This window comes from Microcystis sp. M53603_WE2 (genome assembly GCF_030065435.1).
In genome coordinates this window covers 1-11,572 of sequence record NZ_JASJFF010000142.1, presented here as the reverse complement: position 1 = coordinate 11,572, position 11,572 = coordinate 1, and the positions used below count along the sequence as shown (strand labels likewise).

7 protein-coding genes are annotated in these 11,572 nt (G+C 39.4%); 6 read left to right on the top strand and 1 reads right to left on the bottom strand.

Going from position 1 to position 11,572, the window contains the following annotated elements; translation table 11 throughout:
• Window positions 1-352: 352 nt before the first annotated feature.
• The 5 genes from PX481_RS03340 (at window position 353) to PX481_RS03320 (ending at window position 8,582) form a co-directional block, all read left to right on the top strand.
• On the top strand, window positions 353-3,475 hold the full coding sequence (locus PX481_RS03340) for a DEAD/DEAH box helicase (protein ID WP_288093666.1): 3,123 nt from the start codon (window positions 353-355) through the stop codon (window positions 3,473-3,475).
• 13 nt (window positions 3,476-3,488) lie between these two features.
• Complete coding sequence (locus tag PX481_RS03335) at window positions 3,489-4,328, top strand: SWIM zinc finger family protein (RefSeq protein WP_288093665.1); 840 nt, start codon at window positions 3,489-3,491, stop codon at window positions 4,326-4,328.
• Window positions 4,329-4,554: 226 nt separating this feature from the next.
• Entirely contained in the window at window positions 4,555-5,826 is a 1,272-nt protein-coding gene (locus tag PX481_RS03330) for an AAA family ATPase (protein ID WP_288093664.1), read from the top strand.
• Window positions 5,826-6,251, top strand: coding sequence for a hypothetical protein (locus tag PX481_RS03325; RefSeq protein ID WP_288093662.1), 426 nt, complete (start codon window positions 5,826-5,828; stop codon window positions 6,249-6,251). Before PX481_RS03330 ends, PX481_RS03325 begins: the two co-directional genes overlap by 1 nt.
• 306 nt (window positions 6,252-6,557) lie before the next feature.
• On the top strand, window positions 6,558-8,582 hold the full coding sequence (locus PX481_RS03320) for a potassium channel family protein (protein ID WP_288093661.1): 2,025 nt from the start codon (window positions 6,558-6,560) through the stop codon (window positions 8,580-8,582).
• Between the two features lie 49 nt (window positions 8,583-8,631).
• On the opposite strand, the gene PX481_RS03315 is transcribed toward PX481_RS03320, so the two are convergent.
• A complete protein-coding gene (locus tag PX481_RS03315; RefSeq protein WP_288093660.1) occupies window positions 8,632-10,410 on the bottom strand; it encodes a hypothetical protein in 1,779 nt (592 codons plus the stop codon).
• Window positions 10,411-10,658: 248 nt separating this feature from the next.
• On the opposite strand from PX481_RS03315, the gene groEL reads away from it, so the two are divergent.
• Window positions 10,659-11,572, top strand: a 914-nt coding sequence (gene groEL, locus PX481_RS03310) for a chaperonin GroEL (protein WP_288093658.1), incomplete at its 3' end; no start/stop codon positions are given.

Sequence of the window (11,572 nt, the reverse complement as noted above, 5' to 3'; positions counted from 1 at the left end):
GATTCTTGCGGCCACATTGAACCGAGAGATACGGCATCAGCGAAGGTAATTGAGAACCGAGGAAAAAATGCGGTCGGACTGACCGTGTTAGAAAACGCTTGCGGAGGCGATTTGACGGGGATCGACCGGGTTAAACCAGGTCGATCTAGTTAAAAGCCTAAGAACCGAGAATCCCCCGCTACACCGCGCGAGCGGTTAGCGGGGGAGAGTCAATAACCTTTTTCTCTTATCCAGAGGACTTCTGGGTTCGCAAAGGGACAAAAAAGTGTGGAGAATCCTCCCATAATCGCTACAATTTTTCTAGAGGCTAAGTATTGCCCTCATTTAAGTTATTTTGTACTCATTAAAAACCATGAAAATTCTTCACGGTACTTGGATTCCCCAATCAACGGATGAATTTATTCAGAAGGGTAGCTTTTATCTTTGGGGAGAAACTAGCACCCCGAAAAAGAGTCGCACCACTGCTGATAATTATCATCCTTTTCAGTTAAGCAAAGAAGAATTAACTAGCTTTCTCACTGGAGAGTTAGGAATAGTTCAATCGAATTATAATCCTCTTAGTCGGCAATTTGTCCCCCGCTACTTTCTTTTACCTAGTCACGAGAATCAACCTTTACCCTCCTTAGAATTACTACGTTATCTAGAAAAAGAACCCCCAGAAAATAGCCAATGGCAATCTTGGCAAATTGATTGTTATCCCCTTAATCCTGTACTTAAACTGCTCAATGATCTGCACTTTATCTGTCTTTACAACTCCTCAGAGATTCAGTTAGGTGCAGATTTACTTTTTTGGTATCACTACAGTCAAGCTTTTAAAGAAATAATTCTCAAAGATAACTATATTCCTGCCTTTAAATATCGAGAATTAGCCACAAATAACCAGAAAACCGCTAACTTTGCCATCTACCCTCTTTGGGAAATTATATCAGCAACCTACGAACCCAATCTCGATCACTATCTCGAATATCTTCCCCGCATTTGTCTTGCTGGTGCTGAAAATCCCCATGCTTCACCACAATTATACGATCCCAAAACCCTACTCCGGCACTTCTCCGAATGTCTCCTCAATGAAATTGTCACTAATACGGCAATTCCTGCCAGTTTTGATAAAAAAATTAGCGAGACAATTATAGGTGATTGCTTCTCTGTGACTAAGGCTGCTGGATTTCTGCAAACCGCTGCCGCTTTAGAAAAATATCAACAGTGGCAAACTTGGAGACAGCAATTACTAGGAGACCAAAATATATCTAGTTTTAGCCTTGGTTTTAAACTAACGGAGGCCCCAGAAAATAATATTGAACAGTGGCAAATTACTTTTATCCTCATCTCTAAACAAGACCCCTCCCTGCGATTAGAATTAGACGAATATTGGTATGCAGTACCTGAAACTAGAACAAGCATACGAGCGCATTTTGGTCAGGATTTAGACAAAAATATTTTACTAAGTTTGGGTTATGCTGCCCGTATTTATCCCCCCATTTGGCAAGGATTAGAAACGGATAAACCGACGGGATTTTCTCTCAACCTTACAGAAGCTTTTACTTTCTTAAAAGAAACTGCTTGGATTTTAGAAGATGCGGGATATAAAGTGATTATTCCAGCTTGGTGGACTCCCGAAGGTCGTCAACGCGCCAAAGTTCGGCTAAAAACTACGTCTAAATCAGGCAAATCTACCCCCGTTAGTAAAGGTATTTTTAGCCTCGAAAACATCATTGAATATCAATATGAACTAGCCATCGGTGAAGAAACTATTACCCAAGAGGAATGGCAACAATTAATTAACACCAAAACACCCCTAGTTAAATTTCGAGGTCAATGGGTAGAATTAGAACAAAATAAAATGCAGCAAATGCTGGATTTTTGGGAGAAATATCAGCAGGAAAATCCTGAAATGAATCTGATTGAATTAATGAAAAAAGCTGCCGAATCCCCAGAGGAGATTATTGTTGAAACCGATGAATTTTTGGGTTCTATGCTAGAGAAATTACAAAATCCTAGTCAACTAGAACCGATCGAAAATCCTCCCCAATTACAAGGAACGCTGCGGGAGTACCAAAAGCGTGGAGTTGCCTGGATTCAATACCTAGAACAATTGGGGTTAAATGGTTGTCTTGCTGACGATATGGGATTAGGAAAAACCCTACAGGTAATTGCTAGATTGATTGGGGAAAGAGAGGGAGATAATAATGTTTTGCCAACTCTGCTAGTCGCACCCACTTCTGTGGTGGGAAATTGGGCAAAAGAAATTGAAAAATTTGCCCCCCATCTTCAGGTTTTAATTCACCATGGTAGTAAGCGCTATCAAGATGAGAGCGAATTTCAGACAGTAGCTAGTCAAAAGGATATCGTCATTACTTCTTTTACCTTAGTTCGCAAGGATTTGAAATTATTTAACTCGCAATCTTGGCAACGTTTAGTAATTGATGAAGCACAAAATATCAAAAATCCTAAAGCAGCACAAACTAAAGCAATCTTAAGTTTATCTGCACAACATCGTCTCGCATTAACGGGAACTCCAGTAGAAAATAGACTGCTTGATTTATGGTCAATTTTTAACTTCCTTAACCCCGGTTATTTAGGTAAAGAAACTCAATTTCGTAAAGCGTTTGAAGTGCCAATCCAAAAACAAAATGATCGTCTCCAGTCCACGGTTCTCAAAAAATTAGTGGAACCTTTTATTCTGCGTCGGGTAAAAACCGATAAGCAGATAATTAAAGATTTACCTGACAAAGTGGAAAACAAACAGTATTGTAATTTAACTAAAGAACAAGCTTCTCTCTACGAAGTTGTCATCAAAGAAGTGGAAAAACAATTAGAAGAAGCGGAGGGAATAAAACGCAAAGGATTAATTTTATCTACCCTGATGCGCTTGAAACAAATTTGTAATCATCCCCGTCAATTTTTACAGGATAACAGCGCTTTTACTCCTGAGCGATCGCATAAGTTAGAGCGTTTGGGAGAAATGCTAGAAGAAGTAATTTTAGAGGGAGATAGTTTGCTAATTTTCACTCAATTTACTGAAATCGGTGACTCCTTACAAAAGTACCTCAAACAAACTTTTCGCTACAATACCTATTATCTTCACGGGGGGACTTCTCAACCAAAACGAGAACAAATGATCGAAGAATTTCAACATCCCGAAACAGAACCTTCCATATTTATTTTATCCTTAAAAGCTGGGGGAGTTGGCATTACTTTAACCAAAGCAAATCATGTTTTTCATTTCGATCGTTGGTGGAATCCTGCGGTGGAAAATCAAGCAACCGATCGCGCTTTTAGAATTGGTCAACAAAAAAATGTTTTCGTGCATAAATTTGTCACTTTGGGAACCTTAGAGGAAAGAATTGATGAAATGATCGAGGAAAAGAAAAAGGTAGCTAATGCTATTGTTAGTAATGATGAATCCTGGTTAACGGAATTAGATAACGAAAGTTTTCGTCAGTTAATCGCATTGAATAAACAGACAATTATTTAATCGAGGTAAACCTATGAATAAATTTAGTAAAACTTGGTGGGGACAACGCTTTATAGAAGCATTAGAGGAATTTACCGACTCAGCGCGTTTGAGTCGAGGACGTTCCTACGCTAAAAATGATAAAGTCAAGAATTATAAAATTGATGGTAATTTAATTACTGCTCAGGTGCGAGGTTCCATTAATCCCTACTTTGGAGTTTACAAAGAACCTTTGTATAGGGTGAGTATCGAGATTAAACCAATTACTAAAGCAGAGTGGTCACAAGCTTTATATAATCTTGGTTCAAGAGCGAGTATGATCTCTAAACTGCTGCTCAAAGAAGTTCCCGATAATATTGATGAAGCATTTAGCGATCTGAATCTGCACTTATTACCCCACAGTCAAAAGGATTTTATCACCAATTGTTCCTGTCCCGATTGGGAAAATCCCTGTAAACATATTGCTGGAGTTTATTACCTCGTTGCTTCCCAATTAGATCAGGATCCTTTCCTCTTATTTGAATTACGGGGTATCTCTCGTCAAAAATTACTGCAAGAGTTAGCAAAAACTCCCCTCGGTAAGCTGCTTTCCTCCTCCATCCAAGAGGAAAAAATTCCTCTTAACCCCGTTATCTCCTATCACACTAAACCCGAAACCATACCGGCAGCAGAAACAATTGATCTCAAAGAATTTTGGCACTCTCATCACCGTTTACCAGAAAATCCTCAGTTAGTTAAATCCGCAACTATTCCCGCAATTGTCATTAAAAAAGCTGGTGATTATCCTGCGTTTTGGGATAAGGATACTTCCTTTATCGAGGTAATGGAAGAAATGTATCAACGGGTACGCAATAAAAATGCAGGGATACTTTAAAAAAATATAAGTTTTCCTTTTGGGGAGTCAGGAGTCAGTCCCGATGTCAAATTAGGTTACACTTTATCTTGATCAGAAACGCTGTAGCTAAATTGCTGACTTTTTGACTTAGATATCTATCCATTAGGAGGGTAGATTAGAATAAACAGGTTAACAACTGACAGTAATTGAAAATCTACCCCTAGCCTGCTAGTATTGTTATGAGACTGGACATAAGAGAGACACAATGGAATCCTTAACTATTAAAAATTTTCTGATTATTAAGTATGCGGAAATAGAGATTAAAAAAATTAATGTTATCATCGGTGAACAGTCCACTGGTAAAAGTATTATTGCTAAATTAGTTTTTTTATTTGAAACATTTTTGTTTTTAAAGATTAAAATTTATGCTTTTAATGCTAAGGATCAAAAAGCTATCAGACGCATGGTGCTGCAAGATTTCGAGCAGCTATTTCCTAGATATGCGTGGAAAGATCAGTCCTTTAAAATAAGTTATGCTTTTAAAAATACTACTTTTATTATTGAAAGACATAAAGAAAGTTCCGATGGATATTATAAATTAACATTCACCTATTCAGAAAATTTTAAACAGCTTTATAATAGAATCATTAGACAGATAAGACGATTGGATAGAGATGATAGCTTAAAATCAAGCTCAAAAGCTCTTGAATACATCGAAAATAATCTTTCTGCTTCTGACTTATTTAAAGATCGAGAAGGATTTATACCCACAGAAATCTTCTTTATTCCAGCTGGTCGCACTCTGTTTGTTAAATACTTGACCAATAATATTTTTGCCTTTTTAGCTAATAATTTTGATCTTGATCCTCTCATTATCAACTTTGGCTCTAATTATGAAAATGCTCAACGCCAATACAGAATAATTAATGAATCAGAAAGTTTATTCCTATATAAAAAAGATGATAAAAAACTTTATGATCAAATTAAATTAATTACTGAAAAAATTCTATCGGGTAGCTATGGAAGAGAAAAAGATCAAGATTGGCTTTATCATGCCGATGGGAGAAAGATTAACTTAATTGATGCTTCAAGCGGACAACAAGAAGCCTTACCAATGTTATTAATTCTCTTAGTTTTCCCCTTTTTTGCCACTCACGAATCTAATCAATTTTTCATTGAGGAACCTGAAACCCATCTTTTTCCCTCCGCTCAAAGAGATATGGTAGAACTATTTACCTTACTTTATGCTAATAAAAATTGTCGTTTTTTTCTCACTACCCATAGTCCCTACATTCTCACAGCTTTGAATAATAAAATCATGGCAGCTAACGTTGAGCCTGTCAAAGCACAAAAATCTTTAGGTTATAAAAATACTATTCAATTTCAAGATGTGTCAGCCTACACAATTAGCAACGGACAAACTCAAAGTATCTTAGATACAGAGGTGAACTTGATTGGTATCAATAACCTCGATGCTGTCTCCGATGAACTTAGTCAAGAGTTTGAAGAAATTTTAGAAAGAAAGGCTCAACAATAATGGATATTAGTCACTGTTCTGAATGCAATAATAATAAAATAGTCAAAGTTAAGGAAAATGGGAAAGAATTCATCGTCAATAATAATAGTCAGAAATTAATTACTAAGATAAAAATAGATAATTGTTTAATCATCGAGGGAAAAAGATGCGACTGGCTGTTAGAAATTGATAGTCCCTGTAGCTTGGCTCTTTATATTGAACTCAAGGGTAAAAATATTGAACAAGCTTATGATCAATTATTGTCAACTCTAAATCATTCTTGCTTACAAGAAAGACATAAAAAATCTAAAAAAGAATGCTATATTGTCGCTTCTAGAGTATCAAAAGCTGGAACCAATGTTCAGGTTTATCAAGCAAGATTAAAGCAATCTCATCCCGAAGTTAGTTTAAAAGTCAAGTCGATGAAAGCTGAAATCACTATTTAGGTTTTTCCCTCAGAAAAAAGCTGAACTAATTATTCCTGTCCCGATTGACAAAATCCCTGTAAATATATTGCTGGAGTTTATTACTTCGTTGCTTCCCAATTAAATATGGAAGAAATGTATCAACGAGTACGCAATAAAAACGCTGGTATGTTATAATTAGGTGGGTGTTAAAAATTGTCAGACACCCTTCTTATTAAGAAAAAATTAAGGCTAGATTAAGGGGAGATCAGCACCCCCCTTATCAAGGGGGGCAGGGGGGATCGGAATTTTGAAAAAGCATTCTATTTTTTAAGACAAGCAGAATCTATGAACCAAGAATCTCTCAGCTTTGTCCATGGTAATGTCAAGTTAGCCGATCGCTTTTTAGTTTGTGGATTGGGTAGTCTCGGACAACACTGCGTCAAGTCTTTAAAAGAGTTTGGGGTTAGCGTCGTCGGTATCGAACTAATACAGCCTCCCAGTTGGGAAATTAATGATTTTCCCGATTTATTAGAGGAAATAATTATCGGTGATTGTCGTCAAAAAAACATTTTAGCAAGAGCGGGAATCGATCGCTGTCGGGCTGCTTTAATTGTCACCAGTGATGAGCGAATTAATGCCACTACTGCCCTAATTATTCGGCAATTAAATCCCCTTACCCGCTTAGTGGTGCGTTCTTCTAAAGATAATCTCAATCAGCTACTTAAGGAACGTTTAGGCAATTTTATCGCCTATGAACCCACCCAACTACCCGCCAATGCCTTTGCTTTAGCCACATTAGGCACGGAAACCCTCGGTTTTTTGCATCTCGACGGTCAGAAATTGCGGATTATCCAGAGACAAATTAGCCCCGAAGATGGTTTACTCGATCGCTTTTTAGGTGATTTAAATACCCCCACCCGTCGTCTGTTAGCACACACAGCCCCCGATGAACCTTTAAGGGCCGGATTTTATCAATGGTCCCCCACCACCACTATCGGGGCCGGTGATACCATTACCACCATCGAAACTACCTATCAAAACATCGATGCTACCCGCCAGAAACCTTCAAATTCTCGCCAGAAGTTGCGGCATTTTTGGCAAAAATTGCTCAAAGAAATCCAACAATTCTGGCAATTGAGTTTTCAGCAGCAAATTCACCGGGTGGCTTTCATGTCAGTATTTATCATTATCCTGCTGGTAATTATCGGGACTTTTCTTTTCCATCTCTACGCCCCGAGAGCTTCCTTTATTTCCGCTCTTTCAGGAACGGCGATTCTTTTATTAGGTGGTTACGGTGATGTTTTCGGTGCCTCTAACCCCGAAGATTTAAATGCGGTTCCCTGGTGGATGCAGCTATTTAGTCTCTTTTTAACCTTAGCTGGAACCGCTTTTATCGGGGTTCTCTATGCCATTTTGACAGAAACTTTATTATCATCAAGATTTCAATTTATCCCTAACCGTCCCCCAGTTCCCCAACAGAATCATATCGTTATTGTGGGCTTAGGTCGAGTCGGCAAAGAAGTGGCTAATTTATTACTAGAAATGCAACAGGCGATCGTCGGGGTCAGCTTAAATAGGGATTTTGATGCAACTATCCTGCCAAAAATGCCCCTGATGACGGGAAATATCGAAGAATCTTTAAAAAATGTCAATTTAGATAGGGCTAAAAGTATAGCGATTGTTACTGATGACGAAATCCTCAATTTAGAAGTAGCCCTAACCACCCGCAAACTCAACCCCCAAAGCTACTTAGTCATCCGCACCACCGACGACAACCTTAGTCAACAATTAAGTCAAATTCTGCCCCGCTCTCACATTTTGGGAACCAACACCGTAGCGGCAGAAGCCTTTACGGGGGCCGCTTTCGGAGAAAATATCATCTATCTGTTCCGTTGGGCGCAAAAAACGATTCTGGTGACAGAATACGAGATCGAAGCTGGAGATACTCTCAATGGTAGCTCGATCGGGGATATTGCCTACGGTTATCGAGTCGTGCCGATCCTACACCAACGAGAACGGCAAGCCCCGAAATTAATGCCCGAAGATTATCTCAATTTACGCATCGGCGATCGCATTGTAGTGCTGGCCACTATCAACGGACTGCGACGGGTGGAACAGGGTCGTCGCACTCCCAAAACTTGGCGCGTGCGGGTGGAAAAAGCCTTTAACCGCAATATTGCCGCAGAAGCACCCACCGTGATCAGTCGTTTTTCTAATTGTCCCCTGAAAACCGCCAGCGATCTCATGGAAAATTTGCCAGCGACTCTCGGCGCCCCCCTCTACGAACAGCAGGCGATTCGATTAGTTTCCGAGTTAAAAAAAATTCAAGTTCAAGCCTTGGCTATTCCCATTAACCCGAAATCGGGGTAAATGGGAGTTATCCTTTTTTGTCAAACTAGAAGGCTCTCTCGGTCTTTTTTTATGCAGTTAAAGTGACCGTAGCCTTGGCAGTTTGTCCGGAATCAGAAGTAGCAGTAATAGTAATTGTATCCCCAGCATTTCCTTGTGGGGGTGCAGTGTAGGTAAATTTGGCATCAGTGGTATTTTTATCAATTTTACCGCTTTCTGGCGGTGAGATTGTGATGGTGTAGTTACCAACGGGATTAATGCTAAATTCTTTCTCCCCGTTTAATGCTAAACTTGCGATAGGCGGAGCGATCAAAATCGTTGGAGGTAGTCCCTGTCCAGTGGAACTAGCCTCTACAGTTACTTTTTTCTCCACTTGATTAATTAAATCGGGAATAAGACGTTCGCTAAATCCAGCCACAAAAGCCATTGTCAAAAGTCCATATAAATAGGTGTCATTCCCCTTATTTCCATTGTCAGTCCGAATTTGTAAGGGAGAAATGCTAGAGTTAAGAATTAGCAGAATAAAGAAAGCGAAACTTCCCCCTAAAATGGGTTTGGTTAAACCAATTGACAATGGCAATAAGTCATCGTCATATTTTTGATTTTTGGGATTATCAAAGTCTTGCAAACGAGTTAGAAGACTAACTGCTCCCCCTAAAGTCCCTGTCATCAATATCAATATCAAGAGTCTAAAATTTCCATCTTTGTCCTCAGTATTTTGGTTACTAGAATTTGAGATTGGAGGTAAGGGCATAAGCAAATCCTTCACTGGAGGGGAGTTCATAATACCCCAATTCAAAGGGAGAGCTAACACTAATCCAATTAAAACTTTTGTAGGTATTTTGATAGAATGGAAAAGATTACCTCTGAATTCGGCTAGACCATTCCAAAAACCCATCTGGGTTTTTCTTAATCCTGTTTCGGCAGCATAGCGTAATTTTTGTGCCAAAATAATATTAGGTTGACCTGTTAAAGATTTAATCGCAATTTCTCCAGCATCTACCACCGACTTTACTTGCATGATATCCCAAGCTTTGGAACTGTTGATGAGTTCCACCTGCGCTATCCCTAGTATTATAATTAATTTGGCTAATTCTCCCTGTACTTCCCGGTCTAATTCTGGAGGGAATCCCGCTACTTGTTCTTTAGTTTTTCCCAGCAAAGTATCAATTCTTTGATTTAGTTTAATCACCTCATCTCTAGCTTTAATTTCATTGATTAAATCGTCTAAAGTTTGAAATAAAACACTTGCTTCTTGTACTTGTAGTTGTGCAGAATTATCTTTAAATTCCTTGACTAACTTTTCAAAGGGTTCATCTACTTCAGGAATTGAACTATATTTGTCTAATTTATCCTTCAGTTCAGCAATCAAAGACTCATTTTTCTGTTGTAATTCCACAGTCGTGGAAAATTTAACCAAAGTATCTTTAACTTTTGTTTGCCAAGCAGTTAGCTTTTCCTTAAGTTTTGGCAAGTTTGGAACGTTAGCATTAGCATCGAATAGAGTCGTAATTGTTGCAACTAAACTATCAGTTTCTTGGCTTAAAGTATCAAGAGGAGTTTCTGAACTTTTACCCGTAGATAAAAGGTTGATTGTCTCCACAAGCTGATCTATATGAGCTATTATTTGTTTTTCTAATTCTTCTCTGCTAGGTAAAGGGTCTGAAAAAGTTAATTCACCTAGTTTTTGAATAAGTTCATCTCTTAAATTATTAGTCTCTTGAGTGATTGTTTTGGCTTCTGTTTGGTAACTAGCAAGGGTAGCTGATTTATCCTGACTAAATTTATTTTGGGTTTCTAGAATAAATTGATTAATTTTTTGTTCGATAGCATGATTCGGATTAATCATGATTGTCTTCTCCTAAAAAAAAGGCGAAAATGGGCTAAAATTCGATTATCTCCCCGATGCTACAATAGTTATCATTGATTTTCTGCAATTATTCATAAATCTTGATAAATTTTTATTTTTTTAACTCAATTCAGTCTGCCGTGGGGAGATAACACCCTGATCTCCTCAATAACCGCACACCGGGATTAGCACTCAAGCCCTAAGAGTGCTAAATTAACTATAAGGAGTCCTATCACAACAGCGATACCATGTCCAAAATCATTGCCTTTAAAGATGAATCCCGTCGCGCCCTAGAAAGAGGTGTCAACGCCTTGGCCGATGCGGTAAAAATCACCCTCGGTCCGAAAGGACGCAATGTCTTGTTAGAAAAGAAATACGGCGCCCCCCAGATCGTTAATGACGGCATCACCGTCGCCAAAGAAATCGAATTGTCGGATCCCCTCGAAAACACCGGGGCGAGATTAATTCAGGAAGTAGCGGCAAAAACCAAAGATTTAGCGGGAGATGGCACCACTACCGCCACCATCATCGCCCAGGCTTTAATTAAAGAAGGTCTGAAAAACGTTACCGCCGGGGCCAATCCCGTCGCTTTAAGACGCGGACTGGACAAAACCATCGCCTATCTGGTGGAAGAAATCGCCGCCGTCGCTAAACCGATCGCTGGAGATGCGATCGCTCAAGTGGCCACCGTTTCTTCCGGCAACGATGAAGAAGTGGGAAAAATGATCGCCGCCGCCATGGAAAAAGTCACCACCGATGGCGTAATCACCGTGGAAGAATCGAAATCCCTAACCACGGAATTAGAAGTAGTGGAAGGGATGCAGATTGATCGCGGTTATATCTCTCCCTATTTCATCACCGATCAAGAAAGACAGATCGTCGAGTACGACAACCCCCTGATCCTGATTACCGATAAAAAAATCAGTGCGATCGCTGAATTAGTCCCCGTCCTCGAAGCCGTTGCCCGTCAAGGTCGTCCCCTATTAATTATCGCCGAAGATGTGGACGGCGAAGCCTTAGCCACTCTAGTGGTCAACAAGGCCCGGGGTGTCTTAAATGTCGTCGCTATCAAGGCCCCCAGTTTTGGGGAACGTCGCAAGGCGGTTTTACAAGATATCGCCATCCTCACCGGCGGTCGTCTGATTTCCGAAGAAGTGGGCTT